The organism is Streptomyces sp. NPDC002309, from assembly GCF_053593375.1.
On record NZ_JBSFCI010000001.1, the window covers coordinates 297659 to 318287 of the forward strand.

The following is a 20629-nucleotide window of genomic DNA, read 5'->3' on the forward strand; positions in this document are numbered from 1 at the left end:
CCGACTGCCCCAGTAGTACGAGGGTCAGCTCGTCCAGAAGTCCCACCATCGCGTCAGTACGAGCATCCCGACGACTCCCAGGTGCAGCACCACAGGCAGCCAGGTGAACTCGTCGAAGAAGGCCCGCAGCCAGCTCGGGGCGCGCAGGAATTCCCGCCGCACGCAGTACGACGTCACGTACCAGAACAGCGGAATGGTCGCCGCCCAGGCCAGCGCGCACCACAGGCACAGCGCGTTGATCCGGTACAGGGACTCGAACTGGAGCCAGGACACGAACCCCACCCCGAACAGGCACCCGGCGTCGAAGGTCAACCAGTACCAGCGAGGGAGGACCGCGCCGGCCAGCAGGCTCACGCCGACGCAGATCACGACGCCGTAGGCGACCAGCCCCAGCATCGGGTTGGGGAAACCGAAGGCCGCGGCCTGGTCGCTCTCCATGACGCTGCCGCAGGACACCACCGGGTTGAGGCTGCATCCCGGGGTGAAGTCGGGGTCCTCCAGGAGCTTGAACTTGTCCAGGGTGATGACCCACGAGGCCAGGAGCCCCGCCGCTCCCGTGATCACCAGCAGCAGCGCGAACGCCGGACTCGCACCGGCGGTCCCGGTCCGGCGCGCGTGCTGCCCGACGCGCGCCATCACTGACGCAGGCTGCGCGCGGGAAGAAGCAGGTGCACGGATGCGTGCACGGTCTCCTCTGCGGTGACGAACTCGCGCAGCGCGTCGGGGGTGACGGCCTTGCCGACCTGGGCCTCGGGCCAGGGGCGGGCGGTGAACAGCAGGTAGGCGTACCCGCGTTTGGCGACGGCCGCCAGCCATGCCGGCTGGACCGGGCACTGGGTGTTGAGGCGCGGCATGGTGACGACGGCCTGGCCGGCCACGACGAGCAGGCTGACGGGGAGGCTCGGCCGGGCGCCTCCGTCGATCACGTCGTCGCCGAGGGGCAGTCCGGCGTCGCCCAGCAGGCTCTCGACGGCGGCGCGCGACGCCTCGGGACCGTCGGGGCCGTCTCCCCGGGAGCAGGCGAGGAGGTAGGGCATGTCGTTGCCGTCCTCGACCTTTCCGGTCCACGGCATGATGACGAGGGTGCCCAGGTCGGCGGTGTGGAACGGGCGGGCTTCACTGGGGGTTGCGGTCACCGCGCGACCATATCCACGGCCCAGTCCGTGCCCGCGGCGCCGTCACCCGGGCGGCCCAAGCCCCGAGCGGTGTCCACCCGAACGAGGGATGTGCCCCGGGACAGCGCGAAGGGCCGATTCCGCGGGGATCGGAATCGGCCCTTCGGCGCACCCGAAGTCCCGGCGCCCCGGAGTCCTGGAGTCCCGGTGTTCCGGACTCCCGGCGCCCCGGTGTTCCGGACTCCCGGACTCCCGGCGGACGTCAGCGCTTGACCGGAAGACCACCGAGGAGTCCGCCCTTGTTCAGGGTGGTGGTGGCGTCCTTCACGCTGCTGAGCGCCGAATCCTTGTTCTCGGTGTCGAGCGCCCGCGACTGGTGCTTCAGCGGCATGACGTCGATGGGTTCCGCGGTGAGCTTGTTCACGGCGCCGTTGAGGCTGGTGGGCGTGACGTCGGCGGGGTCGTGAGCGGCGAACGCGGGTGCGGCGGCACCCGCGGCGACCAGGGACCCGGCAACGACAGCGGCAGCCTTCAGGGACTTCATCGTGTTCCTTTCGTCGGCGACCGGTGTCGCCGCAGGGAATTCTGACGACGTGCCCAACGAGTCCCGCAACACGCGGAAACGGCGTTCCGCTTCCTCATATAACTGCTCGGGACCCGGCTTTCAGGAGGCGGATTCCACGGGGAGGCTCGGCACGGGCAGCCCGGCGGCGGCCAGCAGATCGGCCAGGAGGTCGAGCAGGGAGGTGATCAGGTCCGTGGCCGCCGGCACCACCTCGTCCACCACGCCTGAGGTGGCCGCCTCGATCAGCGCGTCGATCAGCGCCTCCAGATCGCTGATCGCGTCCCCCGTCACGTCGGCGGACGGCATGTCGACGTCGTCGAGGGCGTCGACGGGCGCCGGCAGGGTCGTCGCGGGAACGCTCGTGGCCGGCAGGTCGGTCGCGGGTGTCGGGGTGGCCGGAGCCGGCGGGACCGCCGGCTGCGGTGGAGCGGCGGGCGTCGCCTGCGCGCCGGGCGTGGCGGGGGCGGAGGGAAGCGCGGCCGACGGTGCCGGGGTCGCCGCCGACGGCGTCATCACCGGCATCTCCGCCATGATCTCCTCGATCGCCTCCTGCACCGAGTCGTCCAGCGCGGTGGCCTGGGCGTCCGTCAGCTGACCGCCCTCGGCCGTCAGGACGGAGTCGAGCAGGTCGGCGACCGGGGTGAAGGCGGTGTCGAGACCGGCCAGGTACTCGATTTCGGGGAGCAGTTCCTCCGCGCCGGGGACGGGCGTGGAGGTGCGCGACCGGGCCGAGTCGTGGTCCGCCGCGAGGGCGACGGGGGCGGCGATGCCGAGGACGAGGGCCGCGCTGAGCGCGGAGGACGCGATACGCCGTGCGGGCAGACCACGCATGAGCGTTCCTTTCGATGGTGCGTCGGGATCTGTGTCCACCGTGCGAGTGACCGTCACACCTCGCAACCGTTCGACGACCTCGAGTGACCATCCGCCGCCGTTCATCGCCGCTGGTGGGACGGCCTGTCGAGCACCGCGCACCGATCCGCCGCGCCGGTGCCCCATTCGTGGCACCACATGACGAACGGCCGCCCTCCCGTCAGGGAGAGCGGCCGGCCGGGGAGTTGCTGCGACGTCAGTCGTTCTTGCACTCGTTGCCGAACGCCGGGTTCAGCAGGCCGATGATGTCGACCGTGTTGCCGCAGACGTTGACGGGGACGTGCACGGGAACCTGAAGGACGTTGCCCGACAGCACGCCCGGGGAGTGGGCGGCGGCGGCCTGGGCGCCGCTGTCGGCGGCGGCCACGCCGGCGGCGCCGGCCGCCGTGGCGGCGGCGACGGAGGTCAGGACCAGGCCCTTCGCGATACGCGACATGGAGAGGTGCTCCTTGGAGTTGACACAAACATCCGGGCGGATACCCGGCGCTGTGTCAACGCGCGGCACGCACCGGGGTTGTGCCACCAATGGGGTGATCTCTTCTCGAAGTGACGTTCACGTTTCCGACACACTTGCCCGGTTTTAGATGCTTTGTAGGGGTAGCGACTAGAGTTGCGGACCGTCCGACGCACCCTTGTAGCCCGCCTTTCGAAAGGGCATCGCGGCCATGCGCAATTCCCCGGGTTCGCCGCTGCGCCACGCGACGCCGCCGACCGCGAAGGGGAAGCGGCCGGGTCTGCGCCACCCCGCCGTCCACGAGCCTCCCGACCGCTCAGGTGTCGGACCGTTCACCTGCAACGGTGACCTCGATCGCGCCCGGTCGTCACGCACCGTGCGCGGTGTCGCGTGCGCCTGTTCCACCGGGCTCGACGGTGACGTGGGGAATTCAGCGATCAGCGGAGGGGCGGGCACACGACTTCCGTCGTCCGTGAACACGCTCGGCTACGACTCGGACGGGTCCGGTCCCCCCGTGGGCTTCCGATCAAACGATAACCACTCGGCCGTCCGCCTCGTTTCCCACCGGGACGCGGCCTGGGCCGGTGGGCTCTTCGTCGCCGCCGACATCCGGCCGTGAGGCGCGTGCCCGCCGTCCGGCGTCATCCGTGAGCGAGGAATCCGCGCAATGCACCAGTCAGCCACCGCCCCCCGACCACGGGTCCTCCACCTCACGCAGCCGGTCGACGGCGGGGTCGCCCGTGTGGTCGAGGATCTGACACGGGCCCAGCTCGCGGCCGGCCTCGGGGTCACCGTCGCCTGCCCGGACAGCGGGCTGAGCGACATACTCCGGCGGCTGGGGGCCGACGTGAGGCCCTGGCGGGCGACCCGCGCTCCGGGTCCGTCCCTCACCGGTGAGGTACGGCGGCTGGCACGGCTGGTCGACGACGTGCGGCCCGATCTGGTGCACGCGCACAGCGCCAAGGCCGGGCTGGCCGCGCGGATCGCCGTACGGGGACGGATTCCGACGGTGTTCCAGCCGCACGCCTGGTCGTTCGAGGCGGTCGGCGGGGCGACGGCCGCGCTGGCGCTGAGGTGGGAGCGGTTCGGGGCGCGCTGGGCGCACCGGACGGTCTGCGTGAGCGAGGCGGAGTGCCGGACCGGGCTGCGGGCCGGGATCGAGGCGCGGTGGACGGTCGTGCCGAACGGGATCGACACCGACCGCTTCCGTCCGGCCGCCGCCACCGGCACCGTACGGGCCGCGCTCGGTGCGGACCTCGCCCCGGGGGCACCCCTGGTGGTCTGCGTGGGGCGGCTGTGCCGGCAGAAGGGACAGGACGTCCTGCTCGCCGCGTGGCCCTCGGTGGTCCGGCGGGTGCCGGGAGCGCGGCTGGCGCTGGTCGGCGACGGGCCCGACCGGGAACTGCTTCACGGGCCGGAGCCGGTGCTGTTCACCGGGGCGGTCGCCGATCCCCTGCCCTGGTACCAGGCGGCCGACGTGGTCGTGCTGCCGTCGCGCTGGGAAGGCATGGCGCTGGCCCCGCTGGAGGCGATGGCGTGCGGCCGGCCCGTGGTGGCCACGGACGTGGACGGCGCCCGGGAGAGTCTGCCGCCCGGGTATCTGCCGCGCTGCCTGGTGCCGCCGGAGGATCCCCCCGCGCTGGCCGACGCGCTCACCGCGCTGCTGCTGGATCCGCCGTTGCGGGAGGCGCTCGGACACGAGGGCCGACGGCATGTGCGTGCCGCACACGATGTCCGGCACGCGGCCCGGGCGATGGGGGACGTGTACCGCGCGCTCCTCGGCACCGGGACGCCGGCCCCCGCCGCGCCCACCGAGTACAGGGAGTCCATCCACTCGTGACTGCGGAAAGCACTGCGGAAAGCACGGTCCCCTCCCCCGGCGCCCAGCCGCGGGACCACGGATTCCCGACCGTCCCGGTCGTGCCGACGCCCGGCCGGGTCGGCGGTGCCGGGTTGCCCTTCCCGGTCCGGCGGCACGCGGCCCGGCGCGCCTCACCGCCCGCGCTGGCGGCCGCCGATCTCGGCGCGGCCCTGCTGGGGGCGCTGACGCTGAGCCGGCCCCTCCTGATGGGTCTGCTGGTCGCCGGGGCGATGCTGGTGCGTCCGCACGGGCCGCCCCGGCGCGGGCAGGGCGTGCTGGACGAACTGCCCACCGTCTGCGGCCGGATCGCGGTGGCCTGGCTGGCGCTCGCCGCGCTGGTCGCCGCCCACGCCCCGCAGTACGCGTTCCCGGCCGGCACGCTGGCCCTCGGCTTCGCGACGCACGCCATCGCGGGCTGTGCGGGGCGGGCGCTGGTGCACTGGCGGCGGCGGGTCGCGCTGCTGCGGCAGCCGCGCGCCGCGCTGGTCGTCGGGCCCGTCGACACCGCGCAGCGGGTGGCCGCCGCCGTGCTGCGTCACCCCCGTTGCGGGGTACGGCCGGTGGGGATCGTCGCCGACCACGCGGACGGCACCGAGGGGCTGCCGGTGCTGACGACCGCCGAGGAGGTCCAGCGGGCGCTCATCCAGAACGGCGTCCGGGACGTGCTGGCCGTCCATCCCACCGTGCGCAGCGAGCACGGGCCGCTGCTGCGCGGGCTCGCCGGGTCCGGGTGCGCGGTGTGGGAGCTCGACGCGGACTCGCCGTCGTACGAGGCCCGCGAACAGCTCGCCGGGTACGCCTGCCGGCGCCTGGAGCTGGGGTCCGGGCGGCGCACCGGCATCGGCAAGCGGGCGCTGGACGTGGTGGTGTCCGGGTCGCTGCTGCTGGCGGCCGGCCCGCTGCTGCTGGCCTGCGCGCTGGCGCTGCGGATCGGCGAAGGGCCTGGTGTGGTGTTCCGGCAGGAGCGGATCGGCAAGAACGGCCGGACCTTCACGCTGCTGAAGCTGCGCACCCACCGCCCCGCCGACGCGCATGAGTCGGCGACCCGCTGGAGCGTGGCCAACGAGCACGACATGCCGTGGTTCTGCCGGTTCCTGCGCCGCACCTCGCTGGACGAGCTGCTCCAGTTGTGGAACGTCTTCCGCGGCGACATGAGCCTGGTCGGACCCCGGCCCGAGCGGCCCTTCTTCGTCACCCAGTTCAGCCAGACCTACCCCGGCTACGCGGACCGCCACCGCATGCCGGCCGGTATCACCGGGCTCGCGCAGGTCAACGGGTTGCGTGGCGACACCTCGATCGAGGACCGGGCCCGGTTCGACAACGCGTACATCGACAACTGGTCGCTGTGGCAGGACATCTGCATCCTGCTGCGCACGGCGGCCGCGCTCGTCCGAGTGACGGGGAGCTGAGCGCCGATGAGCCTCGCTCCGTCCGCCGTGCGGACCCGGGCGCTCTCCCCGGTGCTGCCCGTCGTGGCCGTGGTCGCCCTGGTCGGGCTGCCCCTCGCGCCCGGCGGCGACGGGGGCGCCACCCCGGCCGACGCGGTCTCCGCGCTGGTCGTCGGCTTCTGTGCCCTGCGGCTGCTGCGGGAGCGACGGCGGCCCCTGTCGCCCACCGCCGCCGTGGTCCTCGGGCTGCCCGTCGTGGGCCTCGCTGTGGCGGCGGTGGGGGCGGCCTCTCCGGGGGCCGGGCTCGCCGGGCTGGGCCGCTATCTGCAGGTGTTCGTGCTGGTGCCGGCCGCGGTCCTGCTGCTGATCCGCGACCGGTCGGACTTCCGGCTGCTGACCTGGTCGCTGGTGGCGCTCGCCGGCTGGCAGGGGGCGGTCGGCGTGCACCAGTACGTGACCGGGACCGGCGCCTCGTACCAGGGGCAGCCGATCCGGGCCGTGGGCACCTTCGGGCCGCAGGACATCATGGGCATGGCGAGCGTGGTGTCGTTCGGAGTGGTGTGCGCGGTCGGACTGGCCCTCGGCCACGCGCCGGTGCGGCAGCGGTTGATCGCGGTCGGCTGCGCGCTGGCGCTGCTGGTGCCGCTCGCGCTGTCGTTCAGCCGGGGCGCGTGGATCGCGACCGCCGTCACCTGCGCGGTGCAGCTGGGGCTCGCCGGGATGCGGCGGGCGTTGCGGGCGGGCGCGGTGATCGCCGCGGCCGGCGTGGTCCTGGTCGGCGGCTTCGGGGTCGGCACGGCGCTGCTCCAGGAGCGGATCACGAGCATCACGCGGGTCACCGACGCGCCCGACCAGTCGGTCACCGACCGGTACGCCCTGTGGGCGGCGGCGACCGCCATGTGGCGCGAGCAGCCGCTGACCGGCGTGGGGTTGAAGGGCTTCCCCGAGCACCGGGACGCCCACGCCTCGCTGGCGCTGTCGGCGGCCAGCGACACGGAGGGAGCGGGCTCGGCCTTCCGGAGGCAGCCGCTGCTGTCCCCGCACAACATGTACCTGCTGATCCTCGGCGAGCAGGGGCTGATCGGGCTGCTGGCCCTCGCCGGAAGCTGGCTGGCGCTGCTGGTGTGCGCGCTGTGGGGACTCGCCGGGGCGCGACGCGGGAGGGACGGCAGGGGGCTCGACTGCGCGCTGGTGGCCTGCGGGCTGCTGGTCTGGCAGCTGACCGACTTCGCGTACGCCGACATCGGCGGCCCCTCGACCGTGCTGACCGCCCTCTGTCTGGGCCTCACGGCCTGGTGGGCGCTGGTCGGCGGGCGCGCCGAGGAGGTGCCCGCGCAGGAGCCGGCGGGTGCGCCGGCCGGCGTGCGCCCGGAGGGGGCGCCGGCGCGGTGAACGTGACACCTCCCCGGACCCCGGGGGCCGCACAGCCCACCGTGCCCTCCGCACGGACCGCGCCGCACGCCGAGGGGGGTACCGAACCGGCCCCGTCGTCCCGCGGCTTCCTCGCCAGGGCGGCCCTGATCACCGCGGCGCTCTCCGTCGCGGGAGCGCTGCTCGGGCTCGCCCGGGACCAGGCACTGGCCCGGCTCTTCGGGGCCGGCAGCGAGACGGACGCCTTCCTGGTCGCCTGGACGGTGCCGGAGTTCGCGGCCACCCTGCTGATCGAGGACGGGCTGGCCCTCGTCCTGATCCCGGCGTTCAGTCTGGCGTTGTCCCGGCGGGCGCAGGGCGTGCCGGGCGATCCGGTGCGGGCCCTGGTCGGCGCCACCCTGCCCCGGCTGTCGCTCGCGCTGATCACCGCCGGGGGCCTGGTCGTCGTCGGCGCCCCCTTCCTCGTCGGCGCCCTCGCGCCCGGCCTCACCGACCCCGATCTCGCCGTCGGCTGCACCCGGCTCACCGCTACCTGTGTCGTGACGTTCGGGCTCGCCGGGTACTGCAGCGCCGCGCTGCGGGCGCACCGTCGCTTCCTGGCGCCCGCGGCGATCTACGTCGCCTACAACACCGGCATCATCACGACGATGCTCGTACTCAGCGGGCGGTGGGGGGTGCGCTCGGCGGCGCTCGGGGTCGCGGTGGGCGGCTGCCTGATGGTGGCGGTCCAGTTCCCGGCGCTGTGGCGGCAGTTGCGCCGCAAGGACGGCGGCGGCCCGGAGCCGGAACGGGAGCAGGACGGTGAGACGCAGCGCCGGATGGGGCTCGCGCTGGTCTGCGCGGTGCTGCTGTTCTCGCTGTGCCGTCAGTCCCAGGTGCTCATCGAGCGGTTCATCGCCTCGCACCTGGACCCCGGGGCCATCTCGCACCTGAACTACGCCCAGAAGGTGGCGCAGATCCCGATGACGCTGTCGCTGATGCTGTGCACGGTCACCTTCCCGGTGGTCGCGCGGGCCTTGGCCGACGGCGACGCCGAGCGGGCCCGCGAGCGGGTCGAGCGCGATCTGGCGCTCGCCGCGTGCATCGTGCTGATCGGTGCCGCGACGGTCGTCGCGTGCGCCCCGCAGATGATCGAACTCCTCTTCCAGCGCGGCGCGTTCACGGCGCGGGACACGGCGGCCACGGCGGACGTGATGCGCGTGTACGCCCTCGGTCTGCTCGGCCAGACGCTGGTCGGCGCCCTGGTCCGCACGTACTTCTGCGACGGCCGCCCGAGCTGGTACCCGCTGGCCGCGATGACGGCGGGCGTCGCCGCGACGGCCGGTATCGGGGCCTGCGCGGTGGGGCCCTGGGGCGTGAGCGGCATCGCCGCGGCGAACGCGGCCGGGATCACGCTGACCGCGGGGATGCTGCTCGGCGGCGCGCGGGCGGGACGCGGACGCACCGAGGGGGGACCGACAGGGCGCGGGCGCACCGAAGGCGCGCGGGCGGGGCGCGGGCGCAACGTCGTCCCCCTCCGCCTCCGTCGTGTCCTCGCGGACCTCGGCCGGCCGGTCGCCGCCGCCGCCGGCGCGACGGTCGCCGGTGCCCTCGCCGCGAGCCGGTTCGAGGCGCCGCTGCCCGGGCTGCTCCTCGGCTGTTCCACCGTCGCCGTCGTCTTCGTGCTGCTCGGCCGGGCGCTGGGCGAGCAGGGAGTCGTGGCGGCACTCCGTTCCGTACGTTCCGTGACCCGGAGGCTTCCGTATGTCCGTTCCCGTTGACACCGGCAGGCGTGCCGTACGCGCCCCGGCCCCCGTCCCGTGGGTGGCGATGTACCACTCCGTGGGGGACTGCTCGGACGACCCCTACCGCGTCACCGTCACCCCCGACCGACTGGACCTCCAGCTCGGCTGGCTGCGCCGGCGGGAACTGCGGGGCGTGTCCGTGGCCGAGCTGCTCGCCGCCCGCGCCCGGGGCGAGGACCGGGGCCTGGTCGGGCTGACCTTCGACGACGGATACGCGGACTTCGTCGAGGCCGCCCTTCCTGTGCTGCGCCGCCACGGCTGCGGCGCGACCCTGTTCGTCCTGCCGGGCCGGCTCGGCGGCCACAACTCCTGGGATCCACTGGGCCCGCGCAAGCCGCTGCTCACCGCGGACGGCATCCGGGCCGCGGCCGGGCAGGGCGTCGAGATCGGCTCGCACGGACTGACGCACGTCGATCTGACCAAGGCCGACGACGTCACACTGACGGTGGAGACCGTCGAGAGCAGAGCGGCGCTCACGGAGTTGACCGGTGCTCCGGTGGCCGGCTTCTGCTACCCGTACGGCGCGATCGACCGCCGCGCGGCCGACGCCGTGCGGGACGCCGGGTACACGTACGCCTGCGCGATCGACCCCGGTCGGCTCTCCGGCCCGTACGCCCTGCCGCGCCTGCACATCGGGCAGAACGACACCTCCGTACGCCTGCTGCTGAAGTACCGGCTGCACGGACTGCGCCGGCGCGCGGTGGAGGGCGTGTGATGAAGGCCCTGCACATCATCACCGGCCTCGGCGTCGGCGGCGCCGAGCAGCAACTGCGGCTGCTGCTGCGCCATCTGCCCGTCGACTGCGACGTCGTGACGCTCACCGACCCGGGCCCGGTCGCCGACGGTCTGACGGCCGACGGCGTCACCGTGACCCACCTCGGCATGTCCGGCAACCGTGACCTCGGCGCCCTGCCCCGCCTCGCCCGCCTCATCCGCTCCGGCGGCTACGACCTGGTGCACACCCACCTCTACCGCGCCTGCGTCTACGGCCGGCTCGCCGCCCGCCTCGCCGGCGTCAGGGCGATCGTCGCGACCGAGCACTCCCTGGGCGACTCCCAGATGGAGGGCCGCCCCCTGAGCGCCGGCGTCCGCGGGCTCTACCTCGCCAGTGAGCGCCTCGGCCGCACCACGGTCGCCGTGTCCGCCACCGTCGCCGCCCGGCTGGAACGCTGGGGCGTCCCGGCCGCCCGTATCGCGGTCGTCCCGAACGGCATCGACCTCGCCCGGTTCCGCTTCGACCCTGAGCAGCGCCTGCGCGTGCGCAGGCGCTTCGGACTGCCGGACACCGCGTTCGTGATCGGTGCCGTCGGGCGCCTGTCCCCCGGCAAGCGCTTCGACCTCGCCGTCCGGGCCCTGGCCCGGCTCCCCGAGGACCACTGGCTGCTGCTGGTCGGCGGCGGACCCGAGGAGCACATGCTGCGCCGGACCGCGCACGAGTCCGGTGTCGCCGACCGCGTCCTGTTCACCGGCGAACGCCCCTACCTCGCGGACGGCTCCCCAGGCCCCGACCTGCCGTCCCTGACCGCGGCGATGGACCTGCTGCTCTCACCCTCCGCCGAGGAGGCGTTCGGGCTCGCGGTGGTCGAGGCGCTGGCGGCGGGCCTGCCCGTCGTCCACTCCTCCTGCCCGGCGGTCGAGGACCTGCCCGCGCACGCCGCGCCGCACGCCCGCCGGGTGACCGGCGGCGCCGGGGAGTTCGCCCGCGCCGTCGCCGAGGCCCGGGCGGCCGGACCGCGCCCCCGCACACCCGCCGAGGCCGCCCGGCACTACTGCGTCACCCGCAGTGCCGCCCAGCTCATGGCGGTCTACGCGACCGCGTCCGCCGCCCCGCGCGCGGCGGCACCCTCGTCACCGTCACCCCAGGGAGCCAGTTCGTGATGACCGAGAACCCCACCGGACAGCACCGCCATGGCGGCAGGCCGGCCCGTGCCATGAAGCTCCCGCCCTGGAGCCTGCTCGCGGCAGGGGTGGTCGCCGGGGGGCTGCTCGGCGGCGCGTACGGCGAGCTGAGGGCGCCGGAGTACACCGCCACCAGCTACGTCGTCGCCGTCCCCGCCGAGAACTCCGACCCGGCCTCCGCGCTGGGCTTCGCGCAGGCCTACGGCCGGGTCGCCACGCAGGTCGCGGTGCTCGGGGACGCCCAGGTGTGGGCGGGCGTGCCGGTGCGGACCCTCCAGGACAGCGTGCGCACGGCGACCTCGCCGGACGCGCCGATGGTGGCGATCAGCGCCACCTCGTCCCGGCGGGACGTCGCCGCCGACATGGCCAACGCCGTGGCCCGCGCGCTGACCGGACACGCGGACGACACCGCGGGCGCCACCAAGGTGGAGCTCCGGCAGTTCGCCCGCGCGAGCAAGCCGGCCGAGCCGTCCTCCGCCTCCACCCCGGTGACCGGCCTGGTCGGCGCGAGTGCCGGCGGACTGCTCGGGGGGCTGGCCCTGCTGGTCCGGCCCCGCCGTGCCCCGGCGGACACCGGGCGGGCCGCCTCCGTGCCGGGCCCGGCCGTCGCCGTCGACGCGCACCGGGCGCCGTGATGCCGTCGTACCGCACGGAAGTCGTCACGGACGAGCCGGCCTTCGCCGAACTCGCCCCCGTCTGGGGCCGTCTGTACGGGCGCTCCCCCCGTGCGACACCGTTCCAGAGCCACGCCTGGCTGCACTCGTGGTGGCTGTCGTACGGCAGTCCGGGGCGGCTGCGGCTGGTGCTGGTGCGCGCGGACGGCGAACTCGTCGCCGCGGCCCCGCTGATGCGGGTGACCCGTCCGGTCCCTTCACTGGTGCCGCTGGGCGGGGCGATCTCCGACTACGGGGACGTCCTGCTGGACGACGGGCACGGGGAGGCGGCGCTGGCCGCACTCACCGAGGGCCTCACGGCGGCCGCGGGCACCGCGCTGATCGACCTCCGGGAGGTCCGGCCCGGTGCCGCGGCCGAGCTGGTGTACGAGCGGTGGGGCGGGCCCCGGCGCCGGCTGGACGACTCGCTGTGCCTGGAGCTGCCCGCCGTGGCGATCGGGGACCTGATCACCCGGCTGCCCGCCAAGTCCCAGCAGCGGGTGCGCGCCAAACTCCGCAAGGTGCAGGCGCTGGGCGTGGAGCGCGGCGCGGTCAAGCCCGACGAGGTGGAGCGGGCGCTGCGGCGGCTTCTGGAGCTGCACCGGTTGCAGTGGCAGGGGCGCAAGGTGACGTCGGAGCATCTGCGGCCGAGGTTCCACGACCACCTGGTGCGGTCGGTCACGGAGATGGTGCGCACCGGGGACGCGGTGGTCACCGAGTTCCGGCTGGACGGCGACGTGGTGGCCGTCGATCTGATGCTGATGTCGCGGTGGCTGAGCGGCGGTTACCTCTACGGCGCCCACCCGATGCTGCGGGAGCACAAGGCGGATGTGGCGGCGATGCTGCTGGAGGCCGGCGCCGAGCAGGCCCACCTCGCGGGGCTCGGCACGCTGAGCCTGCTGCGCGGCGACGAGCCGTACAAGCACCACTGGCGTCCCGAGACCGTCGTGAACCGGCGGCTGCTGCTCGCCCGGCGGCGCACCGCCCCGCTGCTGGCGGCGGCGGTGTGCGGTGCCGTGGCGCGCGGCCGGGGCAAGGAACTGGTGCGCCGGTGGAAGGAGCGTGACGGTGGCGGCAGGTCCTGAGGGGGCCTGCCGCCGGTGGCGGCGCGCCGTGTCACCGTCCTCGCGACCACCAGTCGAACCGCATGCACAGCCTGCCGCCGAGCCAGTGCTCCACCCAGTCCCCCAGATCCATCGGCGCACAGTCGGCGGGAGCCGTGACGGGCGGCGTGGCAGGGGGTGTGACCGACGGTGTGGCCGGGGCGGGCTGCGCGGAAGGGGACTGCGCGGTCGGGGACTGCGTCGGCTTCGGGGCCGTGGCGTCGGTGCGGCCGGTGAGAAGCGCCCGGTACACGGCGGCGGACCGCGGGTTGGCGTCGCACTGCCAGACGCCGTGCGGACAGTAGTCGGTCAGGGTGTTGTAGAGCGGCTTGTGCTCGTCCATCCAGGCGAGCATGCGGCGCATGTACTCCGGGTTGTCGCCGTTGCGGAACAGGCCCCACTCCGGGTACGAGATCTCCTTGCGGTGCGCCTTGGCGAAGTCCACGTGGTCCTGGAGCCCGTAGCGCTCCTTCACCTGTTCGTCGAAGGACAGCCCGGCCGGCTGGTCGTACGCGTCCATCCCGATGATGTCGACCGTCGCGTCCCCCGGATAGCACTGCGTCCAGGGAACGGCGTCGCGACCGCGCGACGGGGTGAAGTCGAACCGGAACTTCTGGCCCGGCACCGCGCGCATGGTGGTGACGATCCTGTTCCAGTACTGCTTCCACGCCTTCGGGTCGGGCCCGCAGCGGTGGGTGTACGTGATGCCGTTCATCTCCCAGCCGAGCACGATCACCGTGTCCGGCGCCTTCAGCTCGACCAGCCGTTCGGCGAGCCTGCGGAAGTGCCGGTCGAACTGCCCGGCGGCACCTTGCCGCAGCAGTCGGCGCACCTCGGCGTCGCGGACGCCCTCCTCGTTGCGCTCCAGCATGGGGACGTTGAGGACGAACATCCGGTCGGCCTTGGCGTTGCGCCAGTCCGCCCACGACTCCAGGAAGCTCGGCGCCCCTTCGATGTTGCTCCACCGGTCGCCCGGCAGATAGGTGTGGCCGACGCGCAGCTCGGAACCGCCCAGCCAGCGGCTCAGCTCGGAGATCCGCGCCACACCGCGCTCCGCGTAGTGGAGATAGGCCCCGAAGGCCGGGAACTGCTTCACGGACGGCCCGGCCGGAGCGGATGCCGTGGCCGCTGCCGGCGCGGTGGGCGCGGAGGGCGCCGCGGATGCCGTGGGTGCCGTGGGTGCCGCCGAGGCCGTGGGCGCGGGAGTCGGCGGGTCGCCGGTCACGCTCACCCCCAGGCCCAGGGCGAAGCCGGGGCCGGTGGCCAGGGCGGCGGACACGACGACCGTCGCCGCGAGGCACGCCAGCCGCCGGGGCCGGGTTCGGCGATGCTGTGCGTCCATGCCTGCTCCTCGCTCCACTCCCGTGCGTTCTCCCACGGCTGACGCCCTTTTGGGTGGACGGTGACGGTGACGGACTTCCTGCCTCGTTCCACTCGCCCTTACTGACACTCAGTCACATCAGTATGAATTCCGCCAGTGCGCATGCGGCGTACGAGTGCCCCGCTCGCCCGCACGGGTGAAACAACCGAAGGAAATGCACCGTGTCGCTGTTCGACACCCGTGTCCCCGTGGTCCTGCTGCGGATCGACCGGAACCCCTTCCACCACGGAACCCTGGGCGCCGTACGCTCGCTCGGCCGGGCGGGGGTGGACGTGCACGTGGTGGCCGACTGCGCCGGGAGTCCGGTCCGCGCGTCCCGCTTCGTACGGCAACTGCACGCGCCGCCGGGACCGCACGCGTCCCCCGAGGACGTCGCCGGGGTGCTGCTCCGGGTGGCCGCCGGGATCGCGCGTCCCGCCGTGCTGATCCCGATGGACGACGCCGGGGCCATCGCGGTGGGCCGGCTGCGCGACGTCCTCGCACCCGGCTACCTGCTCCCCGCGCCGCCCGCCGGACTGCCCGAACACGTCGCCGACAAGGCTGAACTGGCAGGTATCTGCTCGTCCTTGGGCCTGCCGCACCCACGCACACGGGTACCCGGCAGCGCCGAGCAGGCCGCCAAGGACGCCTGGCGGCTCGGGCTGCCGGTGGTGGCGAAGTGGAGCCGCCCCTGGCTGCTGCCCACCGGCACCGGACTGCGCAGCACGACGCTGGTGCGCTCCACTCAGGAGGCGCGGGAGCTGTACGAGCGCTCCGGGGAGGCGGGCAGCCGGCTGCTGCTGCAGGAGTTCCTGCCACCGGGCCCGGACCGTGACTGGTTCTTCCACGGGTACGCCGGCCGTTCCGGTGCGGTCCACGCGGGGGGAACCGGCCGCAAACGGCACTCCTGGCCACGCGCTGCGGGCCTCACGGCGGTCGGCGAGTGGACCGACAACCCCGAGGTGCGGACACTGGCCGAGCGGCTCGTCGGCGAGCTCGGCTACCGCGGCATCCTGGACCTCGACTTCCGCCGCTGCGGCACGACCGGGCGCTACCACCTGCTCGACTTCAACCCTCGTCCGGGAGCCCAGTTCCGGCTCTTCACCGACACCGCCGGCCTGGACGTCGTACGGGCCCTGCACCTGGATCTGACCCACCGCCCGCTGCCGGACGGCGCGGCACGGCCCGGCAGGGCGTTCGTGGTGGAGAACTACGCCCCGCTGGTCGCGCTCCGCCCCGCGCGGGGCGGGCGCGAGCTGGCCTGGTGCGCCCGCGACGACCTGGGCCCCGGCTTCGCCCTCGGCGCCCTGTGGACCCGGCACGTACTGCGCCGGCTGCGGGGGCGGCTGCGGCCCAAGGCGACGGCGGGGGTCTGGCCACGGATCTCACTGGTCCGGCAGGCATCGCCCACGGACCCCCACCCGAGCGGCGTGAACGGCGTTCCCGGTCCGTCCCCGGCCCCCGGTCCCTGCGCGGTTCCCGGTCCCTGCGCGGCTTCGGGTCACCCCGGCGACGAGAGGGGCGAGCCGGCCGCCGGCCGCTGACGGCCCCGCTCATGCGGGCGCCCCGGTCGACGGTGGTTCGTCGCCCGGGGCGCCCGCAACGTCAGGAACCTGGTGCGCGGGGTCTCCGGCACCGGGGTCGGTGTGTCACCTGTGCAGACCGGCCCGCCCTCGGCGATAGAGCAGCACACCGCCCAGGATCATCGCGGCGCCGGCGCCCGAGGCGGCGAGCACGGCCTCGGAGCCCGTCTCGGGCAGGGACGGCGGGTGCTCCGGGTTCTCGTGGTCGGGCGGCGGAGTCTTGGTCGGAGGCGGGGTCCAGGTGGGAGGCGGAGTCTTCGTGGGAGGCGGAGTCTTCGTGGGAGGCGGAGTCTTCGTAGGGGGCGGAGTCTTGGTGGGAGGCGGAGTCTTGGTGGGGGGCGGGCTGGTGGGGGGCGGGGTCTTGGTCGGAGGCGGGGTCGTGGGCGTGTCGCCGTAACCGCCCTCGTCGCCGTAGCCGCTCCCGTACCCGGCGTCGTCGCCGTAGCCGGTCGCTTCGCCGTAGCCGGTGTCGTCCCCGTAGCCGCTCTCGGACTCGGCACCGTACGCGCCGAGCGGGTCGTCGCCGTAGCCGCCGGACAGCATGTCCTCGACGAGCGTCGCGGACGTGTCCTCGGACGTGTCCTCGGACGTTCCGGCGGGGGTCTCCGCGGGCGTCGCGGCGGGCGTCTCCGCGGGCGACTCCGGGACGCTGCCGGAGATCGTGCCGGCGCCCTGTCCGACGACGACCTCCTCGTCCACGGCGGTGCTGTCGGCGGTCGTGCCGCCCACGACAGTGCTGTCCGCGGTCGTGCCGTCCGCGGCGGTGTCGTCCGCGGTCGTGCTCTCCGCGGCAACGCTGTCCGTGGTCGTGCTGTCGGTGGTCGTGCTGTCCACGGGAGTGTTGTCCGCGACGGTGCTCTCCGCAGCCGTAGTGTCCGTGGCGGAAACGTCCGTGGTCGTGGTGTCCGTGGTCGTCGTGTCCATCGCGGCGCTGTCCGCCGCGGCACCCGCTGCCGCCGGGGCTTCCTCGGCCAGGGCCATGTCCGCGTAGACCTCGTCACGGACGTCCTCGTAGAACGCTTCGTGATCGAATTCTTCGACGCTCGGGGACGGGGCTGCCGCCGGTACCTCGGCGGGAGCCGCGACGCTGCTGCCGGAGGCCGCGCCGGGCGCGCCCCCTGCCGCCCCGCCCGCCGTCGTGTCGGCGAGGGCGGCACCGCCGCACAGGGACAGCATGCTCGTCGCGGCTGCCGCCGCGACCATTCCCTTGCTCAGGGTCTGTCGCAATCTCGTTGTCTTCCTGCTCGCAGAAGTGGGATGGAAAAGGCCGGCCTTGGCGAAGGATGAAGTCGACCAAGGCCGGCCGTGGCGCAGCCGAGCGGCTGGTGCGTTACCGCGTCAGTCGTTGGTGCACTGGTTGGCGAACGCCGGGTTCAGCAGCCCGATCACGTTGATGGTGTTGCCGCACACGTTGACCGGGATGTGCACGGGGACCTGGATCACGTTGCCGGACAGGACACCCGGCGAACCGACCGCGGCAGCACCGGCGCCCGTGTCGGCAATGGCCGGCGTGGCCATTCCGAGAGCCATGATCGCGCCCGCGACGACAGCAGCGCTCTTCTTCATGAACTTTCCCTTCTCTGCGGTCATGCCTTTTGGACGGTCGAGACCGAGCGAGCACAGCTGTAGGGCTCGCACCATGACCTGCAGCCTGCAAACGAGAAATTGACAGCAGGAGAAACCGTGGAACGTACAACACCGGGGAATTCACTCGATTGCTCGGTAAATAACTTCTTCCACACGCGCCGCCGGGCGGCCCGCAGGGACTCAGCGGACCGCCCGGGCTGCGCGAGTGGGGACTCAGTCGCCGTTCGCGGAAAGGACCGACAGGTCCTCCAGGATGTGGCTGAGAGCGGCGTCACGCTTCGTGTTCGTGGAGTTGTCCGCGCACTGCTGCTGCGTGTGGTCGGACAGGACCGGGATGTCCTGGGCGACGACACCGATGGCGGCGGCGATGCCGACGGGGACGTCCTGCACGGCCAGGCACGGCTTGTTGAGCGACCCGTCGACCAGCGACAGCTGGGGGCTCATGTCGCCCTTGGTCGCCGAGTTGCCGAACGACGACGACGCACCGTTGCCGTTGGCCACGGACGGCCCGGAGTCGTCCCCGACGGCAAGCGCGTGGGGAGCAGCCGCCACCGACATACCGATGACGGAAGCGGCAGCCGCCGCGGCGACCATTGCCTTCTTGAGCACTTCGCGTTCCTTTCCTCGTAGCGACGCATGTCCTACGGGGTCATCAACCCGGGCTCGGATGATTGGTTGCGGATGTTCACCCGGTTGGCCCGGCCTCCCGTCCGCACGCCTGATAATCACGGGTGACGACGAACACACAAAGCCCTGAGATATCGGCCGACAGAGTGATCGGGAGAAACCGCGACGGACCCGTGCAGTTGACCAGAACGCTCCGGTGGACGGGGTTTCCTAGGAAAGGACTGGCCAGTGATCAAGAAGGTTGTCGCCACCGCCGCGATCGCCGCTTCCGTCATGGGCGCCTCGGCCGCCGCGGCCCCGGGCGCCATGGCGGTCGGCGACGACAGCGGCCCGACCGCCGTGAACGGCAACGGCGCACTGCAGAGCTTCGGCAACTCGTCCACGTACGGGAGCATGAGCCCGCAGATGGCGCTGATCCAGGGCTCCTTCAACAAGCCCTGCCTCGCCGTGAACGACCTGCCGGTCGGTGCCGGCGCCCTCGTCGGTATCCCGATCAAGGACATCCCGATCCTGTCGGACCACACGCAGCAGCAGTGCGCCGAGAACTCCACCAACGCCAAGCGTGACGGCGCGCTGGCGCACCTGCTGGAGGACGTCTCCGTCCTGTCGTCCAACAGCGACTGACGTAGTCACCGGGGCGGGCCGCCGAGTGTCTCGGCGGCCCGCCCTTCTGTGTGTCGCCATCCTCGGTGGCGGTCGACCCGCGGCGGTCGGCCGCCGGACGCGTACGGCTCCTCGATCCCCTTGGCGTACGCCGTCGTCGACGGGTCGCGCGCGAACCCCGCCGGACGCCGGGCGTCAGTACGTGATGCCCTGGGCCTGGTCGATGGCGGCCGCCAGCTGCCGTACCTCCTCGTCCTCTGTCCGCCGTGCCAGAACGTCGGCGTGGTCGGCGAGTGCGCGCAGGTCCGGCGCACCGGGCAGCGGGCTGTGGCGGGAGTCCTCGCGGCGCAAAGCGTCGGCGAAGTAGGCCGCCACCGTCGTGACCTGGAAGCGGTCGGACGCGCCGCGCACCGAGGCGTCGAGGGTCGCGGTCTCCACCTGGCCCGACTCCTCGTGCGCGGCGCGGGTGGCCGGGTCGAGCCAGCGGACGGTGGCCGTGGCGAGGTGGCCCTCGGCGCCGGGCCTGGTGCGGACCGCGTACAGGGCGGTGACCGTGTGGCCGGGTCCGATCTCGCCGCCGTCCACCCGGTTGTCGCGGAAGTCCTCGTCGGCGACCTCGCGGTTCTCGTAGCCGATCAGACGGAACTGGGACACCGTCTCCGGGTCGAAGGCCACCTGCGCCTTGGCGTCGCGGGCCGTGAGGTCGACGTGCTGCGGGAGTTCCTCGCAGAACACCTCGCGGGCCTCCTCGGCGGTCGAGACGTATGTCGTGTGGCCGTCGCCGCGGTCGGCGAGGCGCTCCATCAGCTCGTCCCCGTAGTCGCTGCCGACGCCCACGCCGAAGAGGGTGATGCCGTGCTCGCGACGGGCGCCGTCGATCCGCTCCAGGATCGTGTCGGCGTCCGTGTCGCCGGTGTTGGCGAGGGCGTCGGAGACGAGGACGACCCTGTTGGTGGCGCCCTCGCGCCGGCCCTCGACGGCCGTCTCGTACCCGGCCTCGACGCCGGCGCCGAGGTTGGTGGACTGCTGGACCTGGAGGCTGTCGATGACGCCGAGGACCCCGTCGCGGTCGGTGCCGAGGCGGGTCATCGGCAGCACCGTCTCGGCCCGGTCGCTGAAGGTGACCAGCGCGACCGAGTCGTCGTCGCGCAGTCTGCCGGTCATCACGGCGAGGGAGTCCTTGGCGAGGTCCAGCCGGCCGGGCTCGGCCATCGAGCCGGAGACGTCGATGACGAAGGTGAGGGCGGCGGGCGGGCGTTCCTCCTCGTCCTCGGCCGGCCTGGTGGCGAGGCCGACACGGACCAGGGACCAGTCCTCGGTGGTGGTGCGGGCGCCGTCGACCGTCACGGAGAAGCCGTTGCCGTCGGGCCGCTCGTAGTCCTGGCGGAAGCTGTTGACGAACTCCTCCGGGCGGATCGTCGACGGGTGCGGCCGGCGGCCCTCGGCGAGGGTGCGGCGGGCGTAGCCGTACGAGGCCGTGTCGACGTCGAGGGCGAAGGTGGACAGGTAGTCCGGCTCCGGGGCGAACTCGCGGTCCGCGTCCGAGCCGTTCTCCCGCCGCTCCCCGCTCACCTCGCCCGAGTCCGGGGCGGGCGGGGGCGGGGCCGGGAAGCCGTCGGCCTCCTGCGCGTGGTCGGCCCGGCTGCGGTCGCCGGCGTCCCCCGCGCCGCATCCGGTGAGGAGCAGACCGCCCGCCGTGGTGAGCGCGAGCAGCGCCCCGCCGAGCCGCCGTATCCGATAGCGCTTCATCTCGCTTACCCCCTGTGTCCGTTGACCGCCCGTCGAACCTCGACGTCAGTGACTGTG

The 20629-nt window shown here is 73.6% G+C and carries 20 protein-coding genes; 10 read left to right on the forward strand and 10 right to left on the reverse strand.

Features of this window, described 5'->3' with window-relative positions:
• Positions 1 to 24: 24 nt before the first annotated feature.
• The 5 genes from ACWCPM_RS01315 to chpG form a co-directional block, all read right to left on the reverse strand.
• Positions 25 to 636 (reverse strand): vitamin K epoxide reductase family protein, encoded by a 612-nt coding sequence (locus ACWCPM_RS01315; RefSeq protein ID WP_450974095.1) that lies wholly within the window; start codon positions 634 to 636, stop codon positions 25 to 27.
• Positions 636 to 1136, reverse strand: a complete 501-nt coding sequence (locus tag ACWCPM_RS01320) for a DUF5949 family protein (RefSeq protein ID WP_450974044.1) — start codon at positions 1134 to 1136, stop codon at positions 636 to 638. Before ACWCPM_RS01320 ends, ACWCPM_RS01315 begins: the two co-directional genes overlap by 1 nt.
• Positions 1137 to 1377: 241 nt before the next feature.
• A complete protein-coding gene (locus tag ACWCPM_RS01325) occupies positions 1378 to 1659 on the reverse strand; it encodes a hypothetical protein (RefSeq protein WP_450974045.1) in 282 nt (93 codons plus the stop codon).
• Positions 1660 to 1779: 120 nt separating this feature from the next.
• Positions 1780 to 2511 carry a hypothetical protein gene (locus tag ACWCPM_RS01330; protein WP_450974046.1) on the reverse strand — a complete coding sequence of 244 codons (732 nt, stop codon included), beginning with the start codon at positions 2509 to 2511 and terminating at the stop codon, positions 1780 to 1782.
• Between the two features lie 235 nt (positions 2512 to 2746).
• On the reverse strand, positions 2747 to 2986 hold the full coding sequence (chpG, locus tag ACWCPM_RS01335) for a chaplin ChpG (RefSeq protein WP_450974047.1): 240 nt from the start codon (positions 2984 to 2986) through the stop codon (positions 2747 to 2749).
• Positions 2987 to 3671: 685 nt separating this feature from the next.
• On the opposite strand from chpG, the gene ACWCPM_RS01340 reads away from it, so the two are divergent.
• Genes ACWCPM_RS01340 through ACWCPM_RS01375 form a run of 8 tightly spaced genes read left to right on the forward strand, consistent with a single transcriptional unit; the run spans position 3672 to position 13045 of the window.
• Complete coding sequence (locus ACWCPM_RS01340) at positions 3672 to 4844, forward strand: glycosyltransferase (protein WP_450974048.1); 1173 nt, start codon at positions 3672 to 3674, stop codon at positions 4842 to 4844.
• Positions 4841 to 6274 carry an exopolysaccharide biosynthesis polyprenyl glycosylphosphotransferase gene (locus ACWCPM_RS01345; protein ID WP_450974049.1) on the forward strand — a complete coding sequence of 478 codons (1434 nt, stop codon included), beginning with the start codon at positions 4841 to 4843 and terminating at the stop codon, positions 6272 to 6274. The genes ACWCPM_RS01340 and ACWCPM_RS01345 overlap by 4 nt, the downstream gene beginning before the upstream one ends.
• 6 nt (positions 6275 to 6280) lie before the next feature.
• Entirely contained in the window at positions 6281 to 7645 is a 1365-nt protein-coding gene (locus ACWCPM_RS01350; RefSeq protein WP_450974050.1) for an O-antigen ligase family protein, read from the forward strand.
• Complete coding sequence (gene murJ / locus ACWCPM_RS01355) at positions 7642 to 9384, forward strand: murein biosynthesis integral membrane protein MurJ (RefSeq protein WP_450974051.1); 1743 nt, start codon at positions 7642 to 7644, stop codon at positions 9382 to 9384. The genes ACWCPM_RS01350 and murJ overlap by 4 nt, the downstream gene beginning before the upstream one ends.
• Positions 9368 to 10123, forward strand: a complete 756-nt coding sequence (locus ACWCPM_RS01360) for a polysaccharide deacetylase family protein (RefSeq protein ID WP_450974052.1) — start codon at positions 9368 to 9370, stop codon at positions 10121 to 10123. Before murJ ends, ACWCPM_RS01360 begins: the two co-directional genes overlap by 17 nt.
• Positions 10123 to 11286, forward strand: coding sequence for a glycosyltransferase (locus ACWCPM_RS01365; protein ID WP_450974053.1), 1164 nt, complete (start codon positions 10123 to 10125; stop codon positions 11284 to 11286). Before ACWCPM_RS01360 ends, ACWCPM_RS01365 begins: the two co-directional genes overlap by 1 nt.
• A complete protein-coding gene (locus ACWCPM_RS01370) occupies positions 11286 to 11942 on the forward strand; it encodes a lipopolysaccharide biosynthesis protein (RefSeq protein WP_450974054.1) in 657 nt (218 codons plus the stop codon). Before ACWCPM_RS01365 ends, ACWCPM_RS01370 begins: the two co-directional genes overlap by 1 nt.
• A complete protein-coding gene (locus tag ACWCPM_RS01375) occupies positions 11942 to 13045 on the forward strand; it encodes a GNAT family N-acetyltransferase (RefSeq protein ID WP_450974055.1) in 1104 nt (367 codons plus the stop codon). The genes ACWCPM_RS01370 and ACWCPM_RS01375 overlap by 1 nt, the downstream gene beginning before the upstream one ends.
• A gap of 31 nt (positions 13046 to 13076) precedes the next feature.
• Here ACWCPM_RS01375 and ACWCPM_RS01380 read toward each other — a convergent pair whose 3' ends face one another.
• The gene (locus ACWCPM_RS01380; RefSeq protein WP_450974056.1) at positions 13077 to 14405 is read right to left on the reverse strand and encodes a glycoside hydrolase family 26 protein; all 1329 of its coding nucleotides are present in this window, start codon (positions 14403 to 14405) and stop codon (positions 13077 to 13079) included.
• Between the two features lie 200 nt (positions 14406 to 14605).
• Between ACWCPM_RS01380 and ACWCPM_RS01385 the strand changes: the two genes are divergently transcribed.
• Positions 14606 to 15967, forward strand: coding sequence for a carboxylate--amine ligase (locus ACWCPM_RS01385; RefSeq protein ID WP_450974057.1), 1362 nt, complete (start codon positions 14606 to 14608; stop codon positions 15965 to 15967).
• A gap of 105 nt (positions 15968 to 16072) precedes the next feature.
• On the opposite strand, the gene ACWCPM_RS01390 is transcribed toward ACWCPM_RS01385, so the two are convergent.
• The 3 genes from ACWCPM_RS01390 to ACWCPM_RS01400 all read right to left on the reverse strand — a co-directional run bounded on the left by ACWCPM_RS01390 (position 16073) and on the right by ACWCPM_RS01400 (position 18202).
• Entirely contained in the window at positions 16073 to 17233 is a 1161-nt protein-coding gene (locus tag ACWCPM_RS01390) for an LPXTG cell wall anchor domain-containing protein (protein ID WP_450974058.1), read from the reverse strand.
• Positions 17234 to 17344: 111 nt separating this feature from the next.
• A complete protein-coding gene (gene chpD / locus ACWCPM_RS01395) occupies positions 17345 to 17572 on the reverse strand; it encodes a chaplin ChpD (RefSeq protein WP_450974096.1) in 228 nt (75 codons plus the stop codon).
• A 234-nt stretch (positions 17573 to 17806) separates the two neighbouring features.
• The gene (locus ACWCPM_RS01400; protein WP_450974059.1) at positions 17807 to 18202 is read right to left on the reverse strand and encodes a rodlin; all 396 of its coding nucleotides are present in this window, start codon (positions 18200 to 18202) and stop codon (positions 17807 to 17809) included.
• Between the two features lie 246 nt (positions 18203 to 18448).
• Here ACWCPM_RS01400 and ACWCPM_RS01405 point away from each other — a divergent pair, with 246 nt between their 5' ends.
• On the forward strand, positions 18449 to 18844 hold the full coding sequence (locus ACWCPM_RS01405) for a rodlin (protein ID WP_450974060.1): 396 nt from the start codon (positions 18449 to 18451) through the stop codon (positions 18842 to 18844).
• Positions 18845 to 19018: 174 nt separating this feature from the next.
• Here ACWCPM_RS01405 and ACWCPM_RS01410 read toward each other — a convergent pair whose 3' ends face one another.
• Positions 19019 to 20572, reverse strand: a complete 1554-nt coding sequence (locus tag ACWCPM_RS01410; protein WP_450974061.1) for a YfbK domain-containing protein — start codon at positions 20570 to 20572, stop codon at positions 19019 to 19021.
• Positions 20573 to 20629: the final 57 nt, after the last annotated feature.